This is a genomic window from Nocardia kruczakiae NBRC 101016 (genome assembly GCF_001612965.1).
Taxonomy (GTDB): Bacteria; Actinomycetota; Actinomycetes; order Mycobacteriales; family Mycobacteriaceae; genus Nocardia; species Nocardia kruczakiae.
The window spans coordinates 186,274-209,469 of sequence record NZ_BDBL01000002.1; the positions used below are offsets into that span (position 1 = coordinate 186,274).

24 protein-coding genes are annotated in these 23,196 nt (G+C 67.2%); 13 read left to right on the forward strand and 11 right to left on the reverse strand.

The genetic code is table 11. The features are described 5' to 3' along the window. Positions 1 to 23: 23 nt before the first annotated feature. From NK1_RS02260 to NK1_RS02280, 5 genes are all read right to left on the reverse strand, one after another. Positions 24 to 791, reverse strand: coding sequence for an SDR family NAD(P)-dependent oxidoreductase (locus NK1_RS02260; RefSeq protein WP_063006909.1), 768 nt, complete (start codon positions 789 to 791; stop codon positions 24 to 26). Then, positions 788 to 1,474, reverse strand: coding sequence for an acetoacetate decarboxylase family protein (locus tag NK1_RS02265; protein WP_063006910.1), 687 nt, complete (start codon positions 1,472 to 1,474; stop codon positions 788 to 790). Before NK1_RS02265 ends, NK1_RS02260 begins: the two co-directional genes overlap by 4 nt. 213 nt (positions 1,475 to 1,687) lie before the next feature. After that, positions 1,688 to 3,301: an acyl-CoA synthetase gene (locus NK1_RS02270; protein WP_062994593.1), complete on the reverse strand. Its 1,614-nt coding sequence runs from the start codon at positions 3,299 to 3,301 to the stop codon at positions 1,688 to 1,690. A 45-nt stretch (positions 3,302 to 3,346) separates the two neighbouring features. Continuing rightward, positions 3,347 to 4,588 (reverse strand): hypothetical protein, encoded by a 1,242-nt coding sequence (locus tag NK1_RS02275; RefSeq protein WP_174552684.1) that lies wholly within the window; start codon positions 4,586 to 4,588, stop codon positions 3,347 to 3,349. A 5-nt stretch (positions 4,589 to 4,593) separates the two neighbouring features. Then, on the reverse strand, positions 4,594 to 5,142 hold the full coding sequence (locus NK1_RS02280) for a Cif family virulence factor (RefSeq protein ID WP_062994595.1): 549 nt from the start codon (positions 5,140 to 5,142) through the stop codon (positions 4,594 to 4,596). 399 nt (positions 5,143 to 5,541) lie between these two features. On the opposite strand from NK1_RS02280, the gene NK1_RS02285 reads away from it, so the two are divergent. From NK1_RS02285 to NK1_RS02315, 7 genes are all read left to right on the forward strand, one after another. Next, positions 5,542 to 6,471, forward strand: coding sequence for an NAD(P)-dependent oxidoreductase (locus NK1_RS02285; RefSeq protein WP_063006912.1), 930 nt, complete (start codon positions 5,542 to 5,544; stop codon positions 6,469 to 6,471). Continuing rightward, a complete protein-coding gene (locus NK1_RS02290; protein ID WP_063006913.1) occupies positions 6,461 to 6,868 on the forward strand; it encodes a carboxymuconolactone decarboxylase family protein in 408 nt (135 codons plus the stop codon). Before NK1_RS02285 ends, NK1_RS02290 begins: the two co-directional genes overlap by 11 nt. 14 nt (positions 6,869 to 6,882) lie before the next feature. Next, entirely contained in the window at positions 6,883 to 8,367 is a 1,485-nt protein-coding gene (locus NK1_RS02295; protein WP_063007044.1) for an FAD-dependent oxidoreductase, read from the forward strand. 26 nt (positions 8,368 to 8,393) lie between these two features. Further along, positions 8,394 to 9,254, forward strand: coding sequence for an LLM class F420-dependent oxidoreductase (locus NK1_RS02300; RefSeq protein WP_063006914.1), 861 nt, complete (start codon positions 8,394 to 8,396; stop codon positions 9,252 to 9,254). A 68-nt stretch (positions 9,255 to 9,322) separates the two neighbouring features. Then, positions 9,323 to 10,582 carry a glycosyltransferase family 4 protein gene (locus NK1_RS02305; protein WP_036497320.1) on the forward strand — a complete coding sequence of 420 codons (1,260 nt, stop codon included), beginning with the start codon at positions 9,323 to 9,325 and terminating at the stop codon, positions 10,580 to 10,582. Beyond that, on the forward strand, positions 10,576 to 11,307 hold the full coding sequence (locus NK1_RS02310; RefSeq protein ID WP_036497318.1) for a class I SAM-dependent methyltransferase: 732 nt from the start codon (positions 10,576 to 10,578) through the stop codon (positions 11,305 to 11,307). Before NK1_RS02305 ends, NK1_RS02310 begins: the two co-directional genes overlap by 7 nt. Then, positions 11,294 to 12,367 (forward strand): alpha-L-rhamnosidase-related protein, encoded by a 1,074-nt coding sequence (locus NK1_RS02315; RefSeq protein WP_062994601.1) that lies wholly within the window; start codon positions 11,294 to 11,296, stop codon positions 12,365 to 12,367. The genes NK1_RS02310 and NK1_RS02315 overlap by 14 nt, the downstream gene beginning before the upstream one ends. Positions 12,368 to 12,408: 41 nt before the next feature. Here NK1_RS02315 and NK1_RS02320 read toward each other — a convergent pair whose 3' ends face one another. Beyond that, positions 12,409 to 13,095: a class I SAM-dependent methyltransferase gene (locus tag NK1_RS02320; protein WP_063006915.1), complete on the reverse strand. Its 687-nt coding sequence runs from the start codon at positions 13,093 to 13,095 to the stop codon at positions 12,409 to 12,411. 169 nt (positions 13,096 to 13,264) lie between these two features. On the opposite strand from NK1_RS02320, the gene NK1_RS02325 reads away from it, so the two are divergent. Beyond that, complete coding sequence (locus tag NK1_RS02325) at positions 13,265 to 13,831, forward strand: TetR/AcrR family transcriptional regulator (protein WP_083870533.1); 567 nt, start codon at positions 13,265 to 13,267, stop codon at positions 13,829 to 13,831. A gap of 28 nt (positions 13,832 to 13,859) precedes the next feature. Here the strand turns inward: NK1_RS02325 and NK1_RS02330 are convergent, their stop codons facing one another. Further along, positions 13,860 to 14,351: a glutathione peroxidase gene (locus NK1_RS02330; protein ID WP_063006916.1), complete on the reverse strand. Its 492-nt coding sequence runs from the start codon at positions 14,349 to 14,351 to the stop codon at positions 13,860 to 13,862. 326 nt (positions 14,352 to 14,677) lie between these two features. On the opposite strand from NK1_RS02330, the gene NK1_RS02335 reads away from it, so the two are divergent. Then, positions 14,678 to 16,294, forward strand: coding sequence for a GMC family oxidoreductase (locus NK1_RS02335; protein WP_063006917.1), 1,617 nt, complete (start codon positions 14,678 to 14,680; stop codon positions 16,292 to 16,294). A 422-nt stretch (positions 16,295 to 16,716) separates the two neighbouring features. Here NK1_RS02335 and NK1_RS02340 read toward each other — a convergent pair whose 3' ends face one another. Both NK1_RS02340 and NK1_RS02345 read right to left on the reverse strand, forming a co-directional pair. Then, positions 16,717 to 16,998, reverse strand: a complete 282-nt coding sequence (locus NK1_RS02340; RefSeq protein WP_063006918.1) for a hypothetical protein — start codon at positions 16,996 to 16,998, stop codon at positions 16,717 to 16,719. Between the two features lie 2 nt (positions 16,999 to 17,000). Then, the gene (locus NK1_RS02345) at positions 17,001 to 17,186 is read right to left on the reverse strand and encodes a hypothetical protein (RefSeq protein WP_062994606.1); all 186 of its coding nucleotides are present in this window, start codon (positions 17,184 to 17,186) and stop codon (positions 17,001 to 17,003) included. A gap of 352 nt (positions 17,187 to 17,538) precedes the next feature. Between NK1_RS02345 and NK1_RS02350 the strand changes: the two genes are divergently transcribed. The 3 genes from NK1_RS02350 to NK1_RS02355 all read left to right on the forward strand — a co-directional run bounded on the left by NK1_RS02350 (position 17,539) and on the right by NK1_RS02355 (position 19,565). Beyond that, the gene (locus NK1_RS02350; protein WP_063905878.1) at positions 17,539 to 18,483 is read left to right on the forward strand and encodes a helix-turn-helix domain-containing protein; all 945 of its coding nucleotides are present in this window, start codon (positions 17,539 to 17,541) and stop codon (positions 18,481 to 18,483) included. After that, on the forward strand, positions 18,425 to 18,631 hold the full coding sequence (locus NK1_RS33410) for a DUF397 domain-containing protein (protein WP_084460517.1): 207 nt from the start codon (positions 18,425 to 18,427) through the stop codon (positions 18,629 to 18,631). Before NK1_RS02350 ends, NK1_RS33410 begins: the two co-directional genes overlap by 59 nt. A 268-nt stretch (positions 18,632 to 18,899) precedes the next feature. Then, positions 18,900 to 19,565 carry a LutC/YkgG family protein gene (locus NK1_RS02355; RefSeq protein WP_063006920.1) on the forward strand — a complete coding sequence of 222 codons (666 nt, stop codon included), beginning with the start codon at positions 18,900 to 18,902 and terminating at the stop codon, positions 19,563 to 19,565. 360 nt (positions 19,566 to 19,925) lie between these two features. On the opposite strand, the gene NK1_RS02360 is transcribed toward NK1_RS02355, so the two are convergent. After that, a complete protein-coding gene (locus NK1_RS02360) occupies positions 19,926 to 21,446 on the reverse strand; it encodes an MFS transporter (protein WP_062994802.1) in 1,521 nt (506 codons plus the stop codon). 155 nt (positions 21,447 to 21,601) lie between these two features. Between NK1_RS02360 and NK1_RS02365 the strand changes: the two genes are divergently transcribed. After that, on the forward strand, positions 21,602 to 22,354 hold the full coding sequence (locus NK1_RS02365) for a TetR/AcrR family transcriptional regulator (protein ID WP_062994609.1): 753 nt from the start codon (positions 21,602 to 21,604) through the stop codon (positions 22,352 to 22,354). A gap of 28 nt (positions 22,355 to 22,382) precedes the next feature. On the opposite strand, the gene NK1_RS02370 is transcribed toward NK1_RS02365, so the two are convergent. Then, positions 22,383 to 23,120 carry an SDR family oxidoreductase gene (locus NK1_RS02370; protein ID WP_063006921.1) on the reverse strand — a complete coding sequence of 246 codons (738 nt, stop codon included), beginning with the start codon at positions 23,118 to 23,120 and terminating at the stop codon, positions 22,383 to 22,385. Positions 23,121 to 23,196 lie beyond the last annotated feature (76 nt).

The following is a 23,196-nucleotide window of genomic DNA, read 5'->3' on the forward strand; positions in this document are numbered from 1 at the left end:
TTTGCACGATCAGTTCAGCACCATCACAATTCCGGCTTCACCATCCGAGTGACCTGCTTGCGCAGGAAGTTCGGGGCGAAACGTCGTGCCAGCCACAGCGGCTTGGCGGGGCCGGGGAAGATGAACAGCGGCGCCTTCGGGTCGGCGACGGCGCGTTCGGCCGCATCCAGCACCCGGTCCGGGGTGATGCCCTTCTGGCCTGCGACCACCGCCTCGTTGGCGGCCCGAATGCCGTCCAGCAGAGGGGTTTCCACGATCGGCGGGCAGATCGAGATCACCCGGACCCCGGTCCCGTTCAACTCCTGCGCCAGCGCTTCGTGATAGCAGACGACGGCGAATTTGGAGGCCGAGTAGGCGGCCAGGCCGGGCGAGGGCAGCCAGCCCGCCACCGAGGCGAACAGCACCAGGGTGCCGCGACCGGCCTTCTTCATCTCCGGCACGATGGCCTGGCAGATATTGATCGTGCCGCCGTAGTTGATGTCCATCACCCGGCGCATATCCGAAACATCGTGCGTCAGAGCCGATCCCACTCGGCACAGCGCGGCCGCGTGCACGACGTGCTCGATCGGGCCGAGGTCGGAGCGGACCTTGTCGACCACCGCTCGTACCGCCTGATCGTCGGCGACATCGCAGGTGTAGGTGCTCATGTTCGGTGAGCGCCGGGCCGTCTCGGCCAGGCCGGTCTCGTTGATGTCGAGTGCGGCCACCCGATACCCCCCGGCCGCCAGCCGCTGGGCCGCCATGCGCCCCATACCGCTGGCCGCACCGGTCACCACTGCCGTCTTGCTCATCGAACCTCCACCGCGTCTTCGAAAGTCATGCGCAGCAGTCCGATCCGGCTGCTGAAGAGTGCGCGCTTGGGCAACCCCAGGGCACGCATCTGTTCGGCGACGGGGTGATCGCCGAGCTCGATCCTGGTGCCGCCCAGCCCCATTCGCACCTGCGACGGGTTCATCACCCACGGGGTGCGGCGCAGGATGCCGTCCATATGGGTGTAGGCCGCGATCGACGCACCGCCCATTCCGCCCGGTGACGGCACACCGCCACCGACTTCCATCGCCACCACCAGACGGTCGTCGATCCGCACCTCGCAGCGCTTGCCACGACGCACCGGCGTGATCCGGATATCGGCGATCTCCTTGGGAAAACCCCAGATCTCGCGGCCGGCGGCGCAGGTGAAGGTCTGGTTCACCGGCAGCCACGGGATGTAGACGCCGAGGTCCTTGTCCCGGCCGCGCACCATCAGGGTGAGGCCGAATTCGTGATACGGCCCCAGGTCGCCGTCCACGTATCGCACGAAAACCAGCGAGCACACCCCGCGCCCGGCGACCGTGAGTGGTTCTAGTCCGGTCGGCGCCACGATCTCCCGGGCCGCCCCCGCGTCGACGAGAAATGTCGCCGCACAGGCGTCGGCGTCGCGGATCTCGACCGGCATCCTGACTTTTTCACCGAGTACGGAATGCACCGCTGTCATCCTCCAAGTAGAACACGTTCCAATTTGATTGCACAGACCTTCTCGTCCCCGAAATCCCACTCACCGAGACGGTCCGCTCCCGCGGCCGCGGTGTCGCGCCCGGCCGACCAGCCCGGCCGCATCCGGCCGCACGACGACGCCCGAACGCACCGAGGCCGCCCCGGGTCGAGCGCGAGCACTCGAATCGGGACGGCCGGCGGCGATGCGGTGGATTCAGGAGCCGACGGTGTAGGTCGGCGGGTGGGATTCGGCATGACCCTTCGCCCACCGATAGTCCGGTTTGCCGCTGGGTGTGCGCCCGACGGCGTCGACCACCCAGATGCTGCGCGGCAGTTTGTATCCGGCGAGGTGTTTGCGGACATGCGCCTCGAGGTCGGCGAAATCCAGCGGATCGGTACCGGCGGTCGACACCACCGCCGCGACCTGATGGCCCCAGCGCTCGTGCGGAACTCCGATGACCACCACGTCGTAGACGCCTTCATGGGCCTTGACGACGGCCTCCACCTCTTCGACGAACACCTTCTCGCCACCGGTGTTGATCACCATGTTGCCGCGGCCGATCAGGGTGATGGTGCCGTCGGCCTCCACCCGCGCGCGGTCGTCGGTGATGACCATGCGGACACCGTCGACGGTCTTGAACAACTTGTCGGACTTGGCCTGGTCCTTGTAGTAGCCGAGGGGCACCGACCCCTTCTTGGCCATCCAGCCCTCTTCGCCGGGCGCCACCTCCCGGCCCTCCTCGTTCACCACGACCGCACCGCGTCCGGTCTGCACGCGCGGCCCGCGGGACGGGTCGTCGTCCTTCTGTGCCACGCCGATGCCACCGAATCCGGTTTCGGAGGAGCCGATCGAATCGGTGATCACCGCATGCGGGAACAGCTCCAGCATCTCGTTCTTCACCGGCTGCGACAGCAGTGCCGCCCCGGAAGCCAGGGCGACCACCGAGGAGGCGTCCACCGGTGACTGCCGATAGGAGTTGAGCAGCGGCCGCGCCATGGCGTCACCGGTGATGACCACGATGTTGACCCGCTGGGACGCGACCACCTGCCAGACCCGGTCGGCGTCGAAGCGCGGCTCGTACACGACGGTATTGCCCGACCACAGCGCGGTGAAGGTGGGCATCAGCGCCGCGGCGTGGATCAGGGGCGGCAGGAGCAGCCAGCGCAGCGGGTCGTTCTGCGAGCCGACCCGGGACTGTTCGAACTCGTCGGCCACCGGCACATTGGTGTAGAAGTCGATGCCGCCGCCGAGCACCCGCCACATGTCCTCCTGGCGCCACATCACGCCCTTGGGCATGCCGGTGGTGCCGCCGGTGTACATCATGAACAGGTCGTCGGCGCTGCGCTCGCCGAAATCCCGTGCGCTGGAGCTGCTTTCGAACGCTTCGGCGTAGGGAGTGGATTCACTGGGGAGGCCGGCGCCGCCCTGATCGTCGTCGACGACGAAGGCGTGGCGCAGCGTGGTCACCTGCGGACGCACCTGATCGACGACCTGTGCGTAGCAGCGGTGGTGCACCACCGCTTCGAGATCGGCGTTGTCGTAGACGTAGCGCAGTTCGTCCGCGCCGTAGCGGTAGTTGATGTTGATCGGCACCGCCCGAATCTTGAAGGCGGCGATCAGGGTTTCCATCGTCTCGATGCTGTTGTGCATCTGGAAGCCGATGTGGCTGCCCTCCCCCAGCCCCCTCGCGGCCAGGTGGTGGGCGAGCTGGTTGGCGCGGCGTTCCAGGTCCTGATACGTGACCTGGCGCTCGCCCTGAATCAGCGCCACCCGATCCGGCATGGCGTCCACGGCGTGCTCGAACAGGTCGGCGAAATTGTTCGGCATATCTGAGATCTCTCGTCGATTGCGGCGGTTCGGGACTGAGGGCGGTCAGACGACCGTCAGCGGCAGCGACTGCCGGGGGCCGAAGTGGAAGTCCGCCCCGGTGCTGAACCGCGTGATCGCCACCTCCGGCGACTCGCGGAAAGGTGTCGATGCGGCGGTGATCTCGACGACGAGTTCACGCTCGTCACCCTCGCGGGCATGCACGTCGAACCGTGGGTTCACCCCGCGCACCATGGCGGCCAGCGGCTCCAGATGTTCGGCGTCGACCGCGGCCGGCCAGCCGCCGTCGCGTACACCCGGGCTGTCGCGCGCGATGCGCAGGACCGCGGAATCGTGATAGGCGTCGACCTGCATGTCGACGTAGGGCAGCGGATTCCACGCCGGATGCAGCCGCAGAACCTGAGCGAGATCGTCGAAGCCGGTACCGAGACCCAGGACCGCACGCAGCCGTTCGGAGGTGAGCCCGGCTATCCCGGTGAACTGTTTGCGCGCGATCGCGGCGGTGGTCTCCGCGTCCGCGCGCTCGCCGACCGCGATCAGGAATCCGAGGTTCAGCAGATGCTGCTGCAGGCACACCTCGTCGGCCATCCGGACCAGCGCCGAATGCGAGAAACTCGCGAAGTCGATATCGCTCAGCAGCGGCCCGCGGTAGTCCGACCGGCCCGGCCCGCCGGCTTCGATCGGCGCCAATTCGATATCGACAGCGGCGAATTCGGCCATGCGTGCCGCGTTGCGCGGTACCGCGGGCGGTTCGTTGGCGGGATCGATGCGAACCGTCCACGCGCACACCGGTACTCGATCGGCCGGCCGCCGGGGCGGCCGATGGATCGGGCGCACCTGCGCGTGCGGGTTGGTGGCCAGTGCGGTCGCGTCGAAGGTGGGGTCCTCGATGGTGTGGCACATGGCCACCACGTAGTCCTCACCCATCGGCTCGACGTCGGCGAGCGCACCGCAGTGGTCGAGCCAGAACTCACCGTTGTGGTCGTCGTCGACGCGGAACCGGAAGTCCATGAACTGCGGCGGCGCGCCGATATCCAGTTGCAGCCCTTTGAATATGGTGACGACGCCGTCGCCGGGGATGTCGAGGGCCGCACGCATCCGGCGGGTGTAGATCGGGCTGGCCAGCTGCCATTCCTCGATCGCCACCTCGGCCATCCCGTCGCGCCCGAAGGCGCCGATCGAATGCGCCATGCCCGAGCGATCGATGAGATGCCCGCACAGCAGCAGTTCGGGCACCAGGGCCGCCAGCTGCTCCCGGCTCAGTGCGGCGAAGCGACTCGCAGGCATCGGACTCACCACAGCGGGACCGGCGACTCGCCGATCTTGTACCAGCCCGGCAGCGGCCCGGCGCCCGAGCGCTCGATCCGCTTCTGCATGCCCTCCGAGAGCGCGTTCGCGGTGATCATCTCCACGAACAGCGCGGAGACGTTGCCGAAGTCGAAAAAGTCACGCTGCCAGGACCATTGGAAGTCGCCGCCGTAGCGGAACCAGCTGCCGCCGATGCCCTCCGGGCTGTAGTGGCGCCCGTCGGGGCGAGTGTTCTCGTTGACCTGCTTCCACAGGCCGATCACGGTGCCGCTGCGCTCGTCGACGACGAATTCCTGGTACGGGTAGGTCCAGCCTTCGAGCCCGTCCATCTCCTGCCCCAGCGCGAGTTCGCGGATCTCGTCGCGGCCCACTGCCATGAACTCCTGGGTCGGGCCGTAGTTCCAGCCGTAGGTGGCGTCCTCGGTGTACATGTCGGCCAGCGGCCGCCAGTCGCCCGCCGCCTCGCAGCGTTCGTTCTCGACCACCCAGCGGCGGACCATCTCGTCGAGTTCGTCCCGGGAAAAACCGGACATCGCAGCTTCCTTCACATTCTGTGTCGAGGGCCGGCGCCGATATCCGGCGTGGCCTGATCCGGGCGGTCACCGGGCTGCGGCGACCGCGAACGTCGTGGTCCGTCAGCCCGTTTTCGAGAACGAGTTCAGGCCGGCACATCCCTCGCGGACCGGCGCGAAAGACACATCGCTGGACATGTGTCTGGACGGTACCACCGTGAGCGAGGGCCGACAACGGATCGACCATTTTTGCCACCGAGAGGCGGTCGTTCGACCAGGGTGCGGCGGGCCGTCCACGCCGTGGTCGGCGCCGATTCCGCGTACCCGGCACAGCCGCGGAATTGAAACAAGTTCTTGCGCCAAGATCAGAGTCGAACCTATAGTTCCGTACACGTGTCCAGACAGCTCCGAAAGGTACCCATGAGCGGGTCCACGAACGACAGCCCGAGCGCCGCGGGTTTCATCGGCCTCGGCAATATGGGTGCGCCGATGGCCGAGCGGCTGCTGAACCGCCCCGGTGGCCTCGTCGTCTGCGACACCCGGGCGGAGGCCGTGCAACCGTTCGTCGACGGCGGCGCCGAACCGGCGAAGACGGCGGCCGAGGTCGCCGAGCGCGCCGAGGTGATCTCGGTGGTCGTCCTCAACGACGAGCAGGTCCGATCCGTGGTGACCGGTCCGGACGGACTCCTGAGCACCGCACGACCTGGCACGGTGATCGCCGTGCATTCGACCATCAGCGACCGGACCGCCGTCGAACTCGCCGGCATCTGCGCCGAACACGCGGTGGACTTCGTCGACGCCCCGGTCAGCGGTGGCGGCGCGGGGGCCAAGAAGGGCTCGCTCGCGGTCATGGTGGGCGGCGGCGACGCCGCCTTCGAGAAGGTGCGCGAACCGTTCGGCTACTGGGCCGACCTGGTGGTGCACGCGGGCGATGTCGGTGCCGGCACCCGCATGAAACTGGCCCGCAACCTGCTGCATTTCGTCTCGTTCACGGCCACCGCGGAGGCACAGCGACTGGCCGAGGCGGCGGGGCTGAACATCGTCGACCTGGGCAAGGTGGTCCGGCATTCGGATGCCATCACCGGCGGTGCGGGCGCGATCATGCTGCGCGACACCACCGCGCCGGTCGCCGCGGACGACTTCTGGCATTCGATCTTCACCCACACGCGCGATCTCGGCGAGAAGGATCTGTCGCTGGCCCTGTCCCTGGGCGAGCGGCTCGGCGTCGAATTACCTTTCGCCCGAATGGCTTTGAGCGGACTCGGCGACGGTCTCGGCGTCGGGCCCGGCGATGTTTCCCGAGCCGCGCGGACGGCCACCGACACTTCCGAGGAGAGCGATGAGCGCTGAAACCGACGGCCTCACCCCCGAGCAGCGTCGCGCGCGCGGGGTGGCCAAGATGGGCGAGGTCTACGGCTGGGAGATGTCCGACGGACCCGGCGAGCATTTCGCCGTGACGGCGGACCATCTGTTCGCCGACATCTGGAGCCGCCCGGAACTGTCCGTGCGTGATCGCCGCCTGCTGCTGCTCGGTGCGCTCACCGCACAAGGCCACCTCGACGTCACCGAGATCCAGGTCAGCGCGGCCCTGCGCAACGGTGAACTGACCGAGCAACAGTTGCGCGAGATCGCGATCTTCCTGTGCCACTACACCGGCTGGGCCGCCGGGACCAAGCTCGACAGCGTCGTCGGCAAAGTCGTGGCCGCCGAGAAGAAGGCTGCCGAAAAGAAGTCCGCCGAGAAGTGAGGAACGAACCCACCATGTCCGACACCCTGGGTGTGCGACCACAGCCCGCCGCCGATATCACCGACTGGGACTACGAGGCCGATGTGGTCATCGCGGGGTACGGCATCGCCGGCGTCGCCGCGGCGATCGAGGCCGCCCGGGCCGGCGCCGACGTGCTGGTGCTCGAGCGCACCGGCGGCTGGGGCGGTGCGGCCTCCCTGTCGGGCGGATTCATCTATCTGGGTGGCGGCACTCCGCTGCAGAAGGCGCTCGGTTTCGAGGACACCCCGGAGAACATGGAGAAGTTCATGCTGGCCGCCCTCGGGCCCGGCGTGGACGAGGCCAAGATCCACGACTACTGCCAGGGCAGCGTCGAACACTTCAATTGGCTCGTCGCCCAGGGCGTTCCGTTCAAGGAGGAATTCTGGGGCGAGCCGGGCTGGGAACCCCCGCACGACGAGGGCCTGATGTATTCGGGCGGTGAGAACGCCGCGCCCTTCAAAGACATCGCTACCCCGGCCCCGCGCGGTCATCTGCCGCAGATGCAGAACAAGCGCATCGGCGAGCAGGGCGGCGGCTACATGCTGATGAAGCCGCTCACCGACACCGCCGAATCCCTCGGTGTACGAGCCGAATACGACATCCGGATCCAGCGGCTCGTGGTCGCGGCCGACAATCGCGTAGTCGGCGTGGTGGCCAAGCGCTACGGCAAGGAGATCACCGTCCGCGCCCGCCGCGGCGTGGTGCTGGCCACCGGCAGCTTCGCCTACGAGCAGCGGATGATCGAGGGCTACGCCCCGCGACTCATCGGCCGGCCCGCCGCCGCGATCGAGGAACACGACGGCATCGGCATCCGGGTCGCCCAGGCGCTCGGCGCCGAACTGGCGCATATGGACGCCACCGAGGTCGCCTTCTTCGGCGATCCGCAGATGATGGTGCGCGGCATCCTGGTCAACGGCCGGGGGCAGCGCTACATCGCCGAGGACACCTACCCGGGCCGGATCGGCCAGGCCACGCTGATCCAGCAGGACAACCAGGCCTACCTGATCATCGACGAGGCCGCGCTCGAGGAAGCGCTGAAGACCGAGACCAGCAGCCCCTTCTTCCGCCAGCCCCCCACCTGGGCGGCGGAGACGGTCGAGGAACTCGAAAGCGATATGGGCCTGCCCGCGGGTTCGCTGCAGGCCACCGTCGAGGTCTACAACCGGCACGCCGAATCCGGCGCCGATCCGCTGCTCGGCAAGAAGCCGGAGTGGGTGAAGCCGATCGGCACTCCGGTGGCCGGGTTCGATATGCGCAACTTCACCGCCGGATTCACCCTCGGCGGTCTGCGCACCGATCTGGATTCGCGGGTCATCCACGTGACGGGCGAGCCGATTCCCGGTCTATACGCCGCGGGCCGCTGCACCTCGGGCGTCTGCGCGGGCGGCTATGCCAGCGGCACCTCCCTCGGCGACGGCAGCTTCTATGGTCGCCGCGCGGGCCGCGCCGCCGCCAACGACGGTCCGGCATCGAGCTGATGCCCGACCGAACCGAAAGGAACCCCATGCGTTTCGGCATCGTCCTGTTCACCAGCGACCGTGGCATCCGGCCGGCGGTCGCGGCAAAGGCCGCCGAGGAGCGCGGCTTCGAGTCGTTCTTCGTGCCCGAGCACACCCACATCCCGATCAAACGGGAGGCGGCGCATCCGCTGACCGGCGACGAGAGCCTGCCCGACGACCGATACATGCGCACCCTCGACCCGTGGGTCGCGCTCGCCACCGCGGCGGCGGTCACCGAACGCATCGAATTGTCCACGGCGGTGGCGCTTCCCACCGAACACGACCCCATCACGCTGGCCAAGACGATCGCCACCCTGGACCATCTGTCCGGCGGCCGGGTCAGTGTCGGCGCCGGATTCGGCTGGAACACCGACGAACTCGCCGACCACGGGGTGCCGGGCAACAAGCGCCGCACGGTGCTGCGCGAATACCTCGAGGCCATGCGAGCGCTGTGGACCGAGGAGGAGGCGAGCTACGACGGCGACTTCGTGAAGTTCGGCCCCAGCTGGGCGTGGCCGAAGCCGGTGCAGTCCAAGGTGCCGGTGCTGATCGGCACCGCGGGCACCGAACAGGGTTTCCGCTGGATCGCGCGGTCGGCCGACGGCTGGATCACCACCCCGTACGAGACCCATACGCTGCTGGAACGCCTGCAACTACTGAGCAAGGTGTGGCAGGAGGCGGGCCGCGAGGACACCCCGCGGGTGGTCGCCCTCGACGGCAAACCCGACACGCAGCGGCTCACCGAATGGAGCGCCGCCGGAGTGACCGACGTACTGTACGGACTGCCGGACAAGTCCGAAGCCGAGGTGCTGGCCTATCTCGACCGCCTGGCCGGCAAGCTCGCGCCCCTGCGCGCGAGCGCTTGAACGACACGGCGCGCGAGCGCTTGAACCACCACGCGACCTGGCGCCCGAACAGGAAGTGAGCCGAAGACGTGCGTATCGCCCTGCTGTCCTACCGCAGCAAGACCCACTGTGGCGGGCAGGGGGTGTATGTCCGGAAGTTGAGTCACGGCCTGGCCGAACTCGGCCATGAGGTCGAGGTCTTCTCCGGTCAGCCGTACCCGGAACTGCTCGACCCCCGAGTGCGGCTGACCGAGGTGCCGAGTCTGGACCTGTACCGCGATTCCGACCCGTTCCGCACGCCGCGGCCCGGGGAAATCCGCGACCGCATCGACCTGCTGGAACTGGGCACGATGTGGACCGCCGGCTTCCCGGAGCCGCGTACCTTCAGCCTGCGCGCGGCCCGGCTGTTGCGTTCGCGCGCCGCGGATTTCGATGTGGTGCACGACAACCAGTGCCTCGGTTCCGGACTGCTCGACATCGCCCGGCGGGTGCCGCTGGTGGCCACGATCCACCATCCGATCACCCGCGACCGGGCCGTCGATCTGGCGGCCGCGCCGTGGCGGCGCAAGGCGTTCGTGCACCGCTGGTACGGATTCCTCGGCATGCAGCAGCGCGTCGCCCGGCTGATTCCGGATCTGATCACCGTCTCCTCGACCTCGGCCGCCGATATCGCCGACGACTTCGGCGTCGACGCCTCCCAGTTGCGGGTGGTCCCGCTCGGCGTCGACACCGAACTGTTCCGGCCGCGCGAGCGCCGCGTACCCGGCCGGATCGTGGCGGTGGCCAGCGCCGACAAACCGCTCAAGGGCATCTCGCACCTGCTGCAGGCGCTCGCGCGGTTGCGGCTCACCCACGACGTCGAATTACAGTTGGTGGCCAAGCTGGAACCGAACGGCCCCACCGAGAAGCTGATCGCCGAACTGGGCATCTCCGATATCGTCACGGTGTCGAGCGGACTGTCCGACGAGGCATTGGCCGAACTGCTGGCCTCGGCGCAGATCTCCTGCATTCCGTCCATGTACGAGGGCTTTTCGCTGCCCGCCGTGGAGGCGCTGGCCAGTGGCACCGCCCTGGTCGCCAGCCGGGCCGGCGCGCTGCCGGAGGTGGCGGCCGACTGTGCCGAACTGGTCGAGCCGGGCAATGTGGACGAACTGACCGGCGTCCTCGGGAAACTGCTCGACAATCCGCGTCGCATCGACGACCTCGGCGCCGCCGGGCGCCACCGCGCACTCACCGTCTTCAGCTGGGAAGCCGTGGCAGCCCAGACCGTTTCGGTGTACGAACGCGCCATCGCCCGCCGCCAGGGCACCGATCTGACCGCCGATACACAGGAGGCGACCGTATGCTGACCGTCGATTTCGACCGCTTGGGGATCGGGCCGGGCGTCCGGGTGATCGATGTGGGATGCGGACAGGGTCGCCATTCCTTCGAGGCGTACCGGCGCGGCGCCGATATCGTCGCCTTCGATCAGAACGCCGACGACCTCGCCGATGTGAAGGTCATGTTCGGCGCGCTGGCGGAGGCCGACGAGGCTCCCGACTACGCGCAGGCCGAGACGGTCCAGGGCGACGCGCTGGCCCTGCCCTTCGAGGACGGCGAATTCGACGTCGTCATCGCCTCGGAGATCCTCGAGCACATTCCGGCCGACGACGGCGCCATCGCCGAACTGGTACGCATCCTCAAACCCGGTGGGGCCCTGGCGATCACGGTGCCGCGCTGGCTGCCCGAGCGGATCTGCTGGCTACTCTCGGACGAATACCACGCCAACGAGGGCGGGCATGTGCGCATCTATCGCGCCGACGAACTGCGCGGCAAGGTCACCGCACGCGGGATGCGATTCATCCACAGCGAACACGCGCACGCCCTGCACGCGCCGTACTGGTGGCTGAAATGCCTGGTCGGCGTGGACAAGCCCGACGCCCGGCCGGTGCAGCTGTATCACCGGATGCTGGTGTGGGACATGATGAAACGGCCGTGGCTGACCCGTGTCGCCGAATCGGCCCTGGACCCGGTGATCGGCAAGAGCGTCGCCCTGTACTTCACCAAGCCGGCGGTGTCCGGTGCGCGCCGCTGAGCTGCCCTCGATTCCCGGCGTCCTCACCGCCAGGCAATGCCTGGCCACCGCGGAATCCATTGCCGCACAACAGCACAGCGATGGCGCCATCCCGTGGTTCCGGGGCGGGCACACCGACCCCTGGGACCATGTCGAGTCGGCGATGGCGCTGACGGTGGCGGGTCTGCACGATGCCGCGCGCGCCGCCTATGCCTGGTCGGCGGACACCCAGCGGGCGGACGGCTCCTGGCCGTCGCAGTTCCGCGGCGACGTCGTCGAGACCGCCGACACCGACACCAACTTCTGCGCCTACATCGCCACCGGCGTCTGGCACTACTACCGCTGCACCGGTGATCGTCGCTTCGTGGACACGATGTGGCCGACCGTGCGCGCGGCCATCGACTACGTCATCTCGTTGCAGCAGGGCCGCAACGGCGAGATCTATTGGCTGCAGACCGAACAGGGCATCCTGCCCGAGGCGTTGCTGACCGGCTGCTCGAGTATGTTCCACAGTATCGGCTGCGGGCTGGCGATCGCGGAACTGCTCGGCCTGGCCCAGCCGGAATGGGAAGTCGCGGCCCTGCGCCTCGGCCACGCGCTGCGGCATCATCCGGAATCCTTCGCCGAGAAGGACCGGTATTCGATGGACTGGTACTACCCGGTGCTGGGCGGTGCGCTGCGCGGGGAGGCCGGACATGCCCGGATCGCCGCGCGCTGGAGCGATTTCGTGGTCGGCGAGATCGGCATTCGGTGCGTCTCCGACCGCCCGTGGGTGACCGGCGCCGAGACCTGCGAACTGGCACTGGCACTGGACACGCTCGGCGATGCCGATCGCGCGCTGCGACTGCTGGCGAGCATCCAGCACTTGCGCGAGGACGACGGATCCTATTGGACGGGATTGGTTTTCGCCGATGGTAAGCGCTGGCCGGAGGAGCGCACGACCTGGACCGGAGCGGCGGCGGTGCTGGCCGCCGACGCGCTGACTCGCACCACCGGCGGCAACGGCATCTTCCGCGACCTGGCGCCCAGTGCGGATATCGCGACCGGCCTCACCTGCGACTGCGTGCGCTCGCCCAGCTGAGCCGGCCGCGACGCGGCCGTATCGCCTCAGCCCCTATCGCTTCAGCCCTTACCGCCGCACCCCGTGCCGCGCTCGAGCAGCCGCAGCGATCCGATGGCCGCGACCTCGCGGAAATTGCCGCTGTCCAACGCCTTTCGATAGATGTGGTACGGAGCCTGGCCGCCGTCGGCCGGATCCGGGAAGACGTCGTGGATGGCCAGCACGCCACCGGCCGCCACCCAGTGCGCCCAGCCGTCGTAATCGCGCTGGGCCGCGGCCTCGGTATGTCCGCCGTCGATGAACAGCAGCCGGATCGGGCTGCGCCAATGCTTCGCCACGGTTGCCGAGGGGCCCACCACGCCGATCACGATATCGGTCAATTCCGCGCGCACCATGGTGCGGCGGAACGTGGTCACGGTGTCGAAGCGGCCGGTTTCGGGGTCGACCAGCGAGGTGTCGTGATATTCCCAGCCGGGCTGATGTTCCTCGGACCCGTGATGATGGTCGATGGTGTAGACGGTGGCGCCGGTGTCGCGGGCCGCCGCGCCGAGGTATATCGCCGACTTACCGCAGTAGGTGCCGATTTCCACGATTATTCCGTCGCCCGCGTACCGTCGCGCGGCCTCGTAGAGCGCGCGGCCCTCCTCGGTCGGCATGAATCCCGTCGCCTGCTCGGCCAGCTCGAACAATCGCCGAGTATCCGCGGAAATATCGGATTCCGCGGGAATTATCGAATCGGCACGAGTCATCAGAAGAACACCTTTCGGAAATCATCTCTCGATACTTTGCGAGCGGATGCGATATTTTGTGATTTGCAACTGTATCCGCTGCGGCAACGGGTATGCGAGTTGCTTTCGAAGCTTCACTACAGTAGCATCCAGACACGTGTCCGATCCCATTTCCACCGAGCCTACACCGGTGAATATGGAGGCAACTCGCCGCCGCCTCACCGAGAAGCAGGCCGATACCGTCGACCGGCTGACCAAGGCCGCGCTGGAGGTGCTGTCGCGCGAAGGCTTCGCCGGCCTCACCGTGCGCATGGTGGCCGCGGCCGCCGGAGTGGGTACGGCCACCGCCTACACCTATTTCTCCTCCAAGGAACACCTGGTCGCCGAGGTCTTCTGGCGGCGACTGGCGGCCGACGCGCCGCCGGAGCCCGAGGCCGGCGCCGACCGGACCACCCGGGTGGTCGCGGTGTTGCGGCAGATCGCCATGCTGGTCGCCGACGAACCCGCACTGGCGGGCGCGGTGACCAGCGCCCTGCTGGGCACAGACCCCGACGTCGCACATCTGCGCACCCGCATCGGGACCGAGATCCGGCGGCGCCTGCTGGACGCCCTGGGCCCGGATGCCGATCCCGATGTGGTGGAAACGCTGGAATTGCTTTACGCCGGCGCTCTGGTGCGCGCCGGCGTGGGTTACGCCTCGTACGCCGAAATCGCCGATCGACTGGAAAAATCGGCCCTGCAGGTACTGCGGGACTGATCGCGCAATTCCCGGCGCATTCCGGAAATTACGGCAATACCGCTTCGATGGCGGCGACCACATTCGGATCCTGCGGTTCGGTGCGCGGACGGAAACGGCCGACGACCTTACCGTCGCGATCGATCAGGAACTTTTCGAAATTCCACTGAATATCGCCGGCGTCGCCTTCGGCATCGGCGGTCTGCACGAGTTCGCGATACAGCGGATGCCGGTCGTCACCGTTGACGTCGACCTTGGCGAGCAGCGGGAAATCCACGCCGTAGGTGGTCGAGCAGAACTGCTGGATCTCCTCCGCGGTGCCCGGCTCCTGCCCCATGAACTGGTTGCACGGCACGCCGACGACGCTGAATCCGCGCGAGCCGTATGCCTGCTGCAGCGCGACGAGTCCGGTGTATTGCGGTGTCAGACCGCATTTCGAGGCGACGTTGACCACGAGCAGGGCCTTGTCACCGGCGAGTTCGGCAAGGGTCGCGGGTTCGCCGGCGAGGGTCTGGACGGGAATTTCACGAATATCGGTCACAGTCGAAATGATAGGTCGAATCTCGGCGGGCGCGAGCGCGACTTCCGTCGCCGGACCCGTCCACGGAAGGGGTGCCGAGGGTCGGCACATCCCGGTGCCGCATCCCTGCACCGGCGAACTAACTGCAACCTGTTCTATAGTGTGACCTGGACAACATCGCAGGTCATAGCCAGGAAGTCGCTCCCGGACCGCGTCCTGCGCATCATTTTTCCCCACCGCGCGTCTTCACCATTATTAGAACTTGTTCTACAGTGATCTGAGGCACGCTCCCGCGCCGAGCGGAGCCGCGATCAGCCGCTACCACTTCGAAGATGAGGTAACCGAACATGACCGACACCAGCGCAGCCGATTACATCGTCATCGGCGCGGGCAGCTCCGGTGCCACTGTCGCTAGTCGGCTCGCCGAGCAGGGCGCCAGCGTCATCCTGCTCGAGGCCGGCCGCAAGGACAACACCAAGTTGGTCACGGTTCCGGGCATGATCACGACGGTTCACACGGTTCCGCAGCTCAAGCACCAGGTCACCTGGTCGCAGTACTCGATTCCGCAGAAGCACGCCGCGGAACGCCGGGTACCGATGACGCGCGGCAAGGTCCTGGGCGGTTCGAGTTCGGTCAACGGCATGCTCTTCGTGCGCGGCAACAAGGCCAACTTCGATTCCTGGGCCGCCGAGGGATGTGAGGGCTGGAGCTACGAGGACGTGCTGCCGGCCTACAAGCGCCTGGAGAACTGGGAGGACGGCGCCAGCGACCTGCGCGGCTCCGGCGGTCCCATCGAGGTGACCCGACAGAAGGACCTCACCCCGATCGCCAAGGAGTGGATGGAGGCCGCGGCCGACACCTTCGGCGTCCCGGTCATCGAGGACTACAACGGCGAGTCCCAAGAGGGCATCAGCATCTTCCAGCAGAGCGTGAAGGACGGCCTGCGCTTCAGCTCCTCGCGCGGCTTCATCACCAACCGCCCCAATCCGAATCTGAAGATCGTCACCAAGGCGCACGTGGCGCGCGTGGTGATCGAGAAGGGCCGCGCCATCGGCGTCGAGGTGATCGAGAAGAAGGGCCGCCGGATCATCCGCGCCGAGAAGGAGGTCGTGGTCTCCGGTGGCGTGATGGGTTCCGCGCACATCCTGATGCTGTCCGGAGTCGGCCCGGCGGGACACCTGCGCGACCTCGGCATCGAGGTCAACGCGGATCTGCCGGTCGGTCAGAACCTGCACGACCACCTGTTCGTCCCGATGACCTTCATCTCGAAGAAGGCGCTGCACCGCGGCATTCCGTCGCATTTCGCGGCCGGTTTCCTCAAGGAACTGCGCAGCCCCGGCAGCTCCTGGTTCGGGCGCACGGTCTTCGAATCCGTGGGCTTCGTGCGGACCTCGTTCGCCAAGGACATCCCGGATATGCAGATCCACACTCTGCCGTGGAGCTACCCGACGCCCAACCAGGACGAGGACAAGCTGCACATGGTGGACAAGCGGGAGGCTCTGACCATCTTCCCGACCCTGATCTACCCGAAGAGCCGCGGCGAACTGCGCCTGGCCTCGACCGACCCGCTGACCTCGCCGCTGATCGACCCGGGCTACCTCTCGGATCCGGCCGATATGGACTTCCTGGTCGAGGCCATCGGCATGATCCGCGAGGCGGCGGCGAACAAGGCGATCGCGGGCGATATCACCGAGGAATTCTCCCCCGGCCCCGCGTTCCAGGACGAGACCGCGCTGCGCCGCGAGCTGCCGATGCGTATCCACTCGGTCTACCACCCGGTCGGCACCTGCCGGATGGGTGTTGACGAGCGCGCGGTCGTCGACCCGCAGCTGCGGGTGCGCGGCATCGAGGGCCTGCGTGTGGCCGACGCTTCGATCATGCCGAGCATCACCGGCGGCAACACCAACGCGCCGTGCTACATGATCGGTGAGAAGGCCGCCGAATTCATCACCGCCTCAACGTAATTCGCATCGCCCGGCCGGCCCCGATTGTGATCCTCGATCGCAACCGGGGCCGTCGTCGTCGGGGGGTCTGATGTCGCCGAGATCGTGTCGACGGTGAACGGTGGGCGTTCCCGAGGGGGCGGTGGTGGTCGGCCGCTTTATCCCGAAGCGGTAATTTGTCATCCGCGCCGCCCGGAGCGCTGCGCAGCATCCGTTCCGGCGGGCGGGGTCGGGTGGCGGGGTAGCAGGTCGTTCAGGCAGGGGAAGCTGGCGGCGGGGGTGGCGCGTAGGGCTTGCGCGATTGCCGCGTACCAGTGGGGGTCGCCTTGGATCGCCGGTGCCGATGATGTCCGTGGAATGCGTTGCGGCAGAGAAGGTGTCATACATTGTTCCTTGTCGAGTTGCGGTGGCCTGCGGGGTCGGGAGGGGACCCCACAGGCACCTCAGGCCCGCTCGCGCCACTCGGTGGGGAGTGTGGACGGTGGCGTCGAAACATCCTGCGATCGGGACGTTTTCATTGTTCGGCCGGTGCGGCAGCCGGGGCATCGGGCGGGGGTCGCGGCGTCTGGGTCGTGGCCGAGGGTTGTGAGGATGTTGCGGCAGCTGCTGAGCATGTCGCAGGTCTGCGGGGTGCAGTTGGCGTGGCGTTCGGCGTGGATCTCGCGGTGCATCCGCTCGGGGGAGATCGGGTTGGCGAGCGGGCCGTGGAAGACCGGATTGGTCATGCTCAGATCCCGAAGTGCGGGCGGTCGGCGGGGTGCATGGCGCCGGTCGCGACCAGCCAGAGTTTGGCCTGTAACTTTCTGGCGCACACCGTGATCGGGCAATCGAGGTGGTCCTGCATGATGCGGTGAGCGAGCGCGGTGGTCATGGTCGGCAAGGCGCTGTGGATGATCGGTCGCAGACCGTGCACGGGAGAACACCTCCGGACATCGTCGGGGCACCAGCGGGCATGCGGCTGGTGGTACTCCCGATGGCCGGGGCCATTTTTCGGCCACCACCTTGCGGCGTCGGTGCTACGCGGTAATGTCTCGTCGGTATCATCACGGTTGTAGTCGCATCCGGGGGCAACGGTTGTGCGACTTGCCGATTCGAGTTTCCCGGCCATCGGGGTGGCTCAAGAAGACCACCGACTGAGCCGGCGGGACAATAGCGCCATGCATATGCAACGGAAGTTCTGCAACGGCCCAGAGCGGTCCGCACGGGGGTAGCCGATTTCTTTCCTCGTGCAAACGGAGACCACTCACGATGCAAACGAGGAATCCATGACGAATGTTGGTGAGGACAGCTCGACCACCCTGCCCCGGCGGCAATTGGGAAGGTATCTCAAGGAGGCCCGCCTGGGCGTGGGCCTGCGGTTGGAAGACGTTGCGCCACTTATGCAATGGTCGGCGAGCAAACTGTCTCGTTTCGAGGCCGGAAAGTCCCCAGCCATCCGCGTGCTCGATGTGGAGGCGCTGTGCCGCATCTACGACATCGACGATCCGGAGGTAATTGCCGGGCTGGTCGGCTTGGCCAAACAGAGCACAGGCAAGAGCTGGTGGCAGGCATTCGATGATGTTATTTCGGGGAACTTCGACCTATATGTGGGATTGGAGTCATCGGCTAAACGACTCTCTATCTTCAGGCCAGACATGCCGTCTGGGCTTTTTCAAACGAAGGAGTATGCGCGTGCTGTTGATCAGCGTTACTACCCTCAGATCGATCCTGGCGAGTTGGCCCGGCGAATCGAACTGAAGACCAAGCGTCAAGCACTGCTCACCAGGAAAGTAAACCCCGTCTCGGTTGATCTGGTAATCCATGAGTGCGCGGTGCGAACCGTTGTGGGCGACCCCCGAACGATGGCGGCACAATGCCACCACCTGGCGAATCTCCCAGGAAATGTGACCGTCAAGGTCCTCACGTACGAAGCTGGATTTCCGGCCGGACTGCCGACCGGCCCCTTCGCCATCCTCGACTTCGGGATCGACTCGAAGGGCCGCCAACTATCGCCGACGGTTGTCTATATCGAATCGTACGCGGGTGATCTGTACCTCGAGCGCCCAAAGGATGTGGGACGGTATCGTCAGGCGTACGGCATCATCGAGCAAGCGGCGCTTGACATTGCGGACAGCAAGCGCTTTCTGAGGCACACAGCAAGGGAGTTCGAGCGTGAACGTCGATCTGACCGAAGCCAAGTGGTTCAAGTCGAGCCGCAGCGGTGGCGGTAAGGACTGCGTAGAAACAGCGTTCCTCGCCAGCGGCCATGTCGGAGTCCGCGACTCCAAGCACCCCACCGGCCCCGCCCTCGTCTTCACCCCTGCCGAATGGGACGCCTTCACCACCGACCTCCGCAACGGCACCCTCGACCACGCTTGACCGATCGCCTCATGCGAAACAAGGGGCTGAGCACGTCGTTCGGCGCGGATCTACTGTGACCAGGACCACAACAGGGAGGGTGTCGTCGTCGCGGCCGGCACCCGGCGGGATGAACGGCCACCGCGGCGATCTGGTCGTCACGCTGATCCGGCACCGGCGCGAGCCGGGAATTCGTGGGCTGAGCTCGCGATCTCCTACCGCACGGTAGCCTGGTGCGCGAAGTACGATCCGGCGGGAGGAGCCGGAGCAATGGAACGGGAGATTCACGGTGACCTCGCGGGAGGATTTCCTGCGCCGCGTGCGCGATGCCCTCGAGGCGTTACCCAATGACGAACGTATGGTGCCGGTGCCGCGCAACTATCAGCGCAACGCCCCGGTGCACTCGGCCGAGGACCAGGCCGAGATCGTCGAACTGTTCATCGACCGCCTCAAACACCATGGCGCCCAGGTTCATCGGGTCGGCGTGGACGAGATCCCCGGTGCGATCGACTCGGCCCTGCGCGCCCACGGCGCCCGCTCGGCGCTGGCCCCCGACGGCCTGCCCGAGCATTGGCTGCGGCGCTGGGAACTGACGGGCGAACATCGTGTCCTCGGCGATCAACCGCACCTGTCGATCCTCGATCGTGAACGCACCGATGCCGTGGTCACCGGATGTGCCGGCGCGGTAGCCGATGCCGGAACCCTGATCCTCGACGGCGGACCGGGACAGTGCCGCCGCGATGCCGCCGTCCTGGCCGACTGTCACATCTGCGTGGTCCGCGTCGAGCAGATCGACTACTCGCTGCCGCAGGTCCTGGACAAGCTGGACCCGCGCCGGTCCATCACCTGGTTCGGCGGCCCGACCGCCATGACCGATCCGGAGGCCGATTCCGGCAAGGTCGGCGGGGTGATCGAGGAGACCGAGCGACGGCTGGTCGTCGTCATCGCCGGTTGATCGACGGCCTCTCATTTCCAAGCGCCCCCACAAGCGCTCGTTAAGGGCGCGGCAAGCGCATCCCGGCAATGTCGTCGTCGACACCGGGAGTGCTCCTGCCGCGAGAGGGGGCGGCAGGATCACCCACCGGCTGCGACCGAGACGATCCGCTCGGTCTGTCGACGAGGGGTGACAGGCCGGGCGGATCACGATTCGGCAGCGGCGCGGGTGTCCGACTCGAGGAATGATGGGGGTATGGAAACTGCGGTCGTCTTCGTCCTGGCTTGCCTGATCTACTGGTGGGGCTTGATCTGACCGATCGGCAGCCCCCGGCTCGCCACGGACTCGACCTCCGGACGCGACGGAGTCCGTCCCGGCCGGTCAGCGCGTGCCGACCAGTTCTTCCGCTGTACCCGGGTCCTGCTGTCCCACAGTCTCTTTCACGTTACGCATCGACAACACCGCCACCAGTGCCGCGACCACCGCGCTCACCGCGCCGACCGCGAAGGCGGCCTGCATTCCCGAACTGAAGGCATCGCGAGCCAGTCCCGCCAGGTGCGGGTCGCCCAGGCCGAGCGCACCGGCGATGGATTCGCGCGCACTCGCCGGCGCCCGGTCCGGCATCGCGCCGGAATAGCCGCCCGCCAGGATGGCTCCCAGGACCGCGACGCCCAGCGCACCACCGGTCTGCTGAATGGTGTCGTTGAGCGCCGACCCCACCCCGGCATGTTCGGCGGGCACCGCGCTCATCAACGCGCCGATTGCCGCGGGCATCGCCAGACCGGCTCCCGCACCGAGCAGTGCCATGGCCAGCGCCGGCAGCCAGAACCCGGTTCCGGCGTTCAATGTGGCCAGCACCCCGAAGCCTCCGGCGACGACGACCAACCCGGCGACGGTCACCGGCTTGGCACCGAGTTTCGCGACCACGCTCGCCCCCAGCGCGTTGAACGCCAGCAGCGCGATCGCCATCGGCGTGAACGCCAGCGCGGTCCGCATCGGCGAATAACCGAGCACGAATTGCAGATATTGCGTCAGCACCAGCACCAGGCCGCCGTTGGCGAAGGTCACCAGCACCAGCGAGAAGCTGGACCCGGTGAAGGTGCGGTTGCCGAACAAATGCAGCGGGACCATCGGCGAATCGGTGCGCAGTTCCCGAATCACGAAGCCACACAACGCGGCGGCCGTCACCGCCGCGGCAGCGATGGTCGCACCGTCCGACCAGCCGCGCTGCGGCACCGCGATGATCGTCCACACCAGCGCCGTCATCCCGACGATGGACAGCACCGTGCCCGGGAGGTCCGGCTTACGCCACGGCCCCCGCGATTCCGGCATGAGCACCAACGCCGCGATGATCGCCATGCCCGCGATCGGCACATTCATCACGAAGACCGAACCCCACCAGAAGTGGTTCAGCAGCGCCCCGCCGAGCACCGGGCCGCCGACCATGCCGAGGGTGGCGACCGCACTCCACGCCGCGATGGCCTTCGGCCGTTCCCGGTCGTCGAAGACGGTGATGAGGATCGACAGGGTGCTGGGCATGATCAGGACGCCGCCGATGCCCATCAGGACCCGCCCGGCGATAAGCGTCTCCGGACTTCCGGCATAGGCGGCCAGCAGTGAGGCGCCGCCGAAGAGTGCCAGTCCGATCACCATGACCAGACGCCGGCCGAAGCGGTCGGAGAGACTGCCGGACGTGAGCAGCAGTCCGGCGAACACCAGCAGATAGGCGTCGATGATCCATTGGATCTGCTGCGCGTCGGCATGCAGATCGGTGGCGATCTGCGGGATGGCGACCGTCAGCACCATATTGTCGATCACCAGCACCAGCGAGCTGAGGCACAGGACGACCAGGATCAGCCACCGGCGCGCACTGCCGACAGCGGTCGATTCCGAAGTTTCCATCGCGAATCCTTTCGAGAGATCGAAGCGACGCACACCGTGCGCCATTCCGAACACTGTACGGTCACCGCACAGTGTTCGGCAATGGGTACGGCGTTCGCCCGATCGAACGTCGTGCGGACGCGACTATGCTGACGTCGACTGCGAAAGGAGAGCCGATGGCGTCTCGGCCCGATACGACCCGATCCACGGAAGCCACGCAGATTCGCTCGGTGTGGACCCGCGAGCACCGGCAGCGCCGCGATCAGCCCGCGCTGAGCCGAGAGCAGATCGTCGCCGAGGCGATCGCCCTGCTCGACGCCGAAGGGTTCGAATCGCTGAGCATGCGCAAGTTGGGCAGCCGGTTGGGCGCGGGCGCGACCTCGCTCTACACCCATGTCGCCAACAAGGACGAACTGCTCGAACTGGTCGTCGACGCGGCCTTCGGCGAACTGCGGTTACCGGCCGAGCCGATCGCCGACTGGCGGGCCGCCGCGCTCGAACTGTGTCAGGACATCCGGCACATCCTGCTGCGCCACCCATGGACTTCGATGGTGATGACCACCGCCGGGCTGGTCTATCTGGGGCCGAACATGTTGCGTCTGTCCGAGTCGTTGCTGTCGATATTGGAAGGCGCCGGCTTCGACACGGACACCGCGGACCGCGCCTCGAATACGCTGCTCGCCTACGTCATCGGCGCCACCTCCACCGAGGCCGCGATGCTGACCTCGATCGCGCGCAGCGGCCTCGACGAACAGGTCTGGTTCGACCAGTTCATGGCCGCCGCCGAAATCGCCGCACGCCCCTATCCCCGGATCTACCAGCGCTTCGCCGACCACCGCGGCCACGACTCCGCCCGCATCCGCGAGGACAATTTCGACGAGGAACTCGGCCTGATCCTGGACGGACTGCACGCGCGGCGGAGGTCCTGAGCAACTGCCCGGACCTCCACCGCGGAGCTCAGCGGCCGGTGGGCAGGTTCGCCCCGCCGGTGACGTCGAGCACCACACCGCTGACGAAGCCGTTGGTGGCGATCATGTGCACGGCCCGCGCCAATTCCTCCGGATCCCCTACGCGCCCAACGGGTGTGGTGGCGGCGAGGCCGTCGAAGAGGGTGCGGCGCTGTTGCTCCGGCACCCGCTCCCACCATTCGGTGTCGATGACGCCGGGGGCCACGGCGTTCACCCGCAGCGGGGCGAGCTCGACCGCCAGCGGAGGCACCATGGCGTTCAGCGCCCCGTTGATCGCGGCCAATCCGGCGGTGCCGGGGAAGGCCGCATGCGCCGACGCCGCGGTGATCAGGGTGATCGAACCGTTCGAAACCAGATGCGGCAGGGCGGCTTCGACAATTCTCACCTGCGGCCAGAACTTGCCGTCGAACCCCTGCGCCAGGTGGTCGAGATCGAGTTCGGCGAACGGACCGCTGCCCGCCGAACCGCTGACCGCGACGACGAGGTGGTCGATGGGACCGGACTGCGCGAAGAACGCCGCGATCTGCTCGGCATCGGTCGCGTCCATCCGGTAGCCGCTGGTCTTACCGCCCAGCCGAGCCACTGCCGCGTCGAGTTTGTCCTGACCGCGGCCGGTGATGACGACCTCGGCGCCCTCGTTCGCGAACAGCGCGGCGGTGGCCGCACCGATACCGGAACTACCGCCCATGACGACGACGCGCGGGATGCCGGTGCTGGAAGCGCTCATTACTGTTCCTGTCCTGTACAGTTTGTCGAGACTGACAGTCTCGACAACGAGCGTATCGGGTGCGGTATTCCCGCAC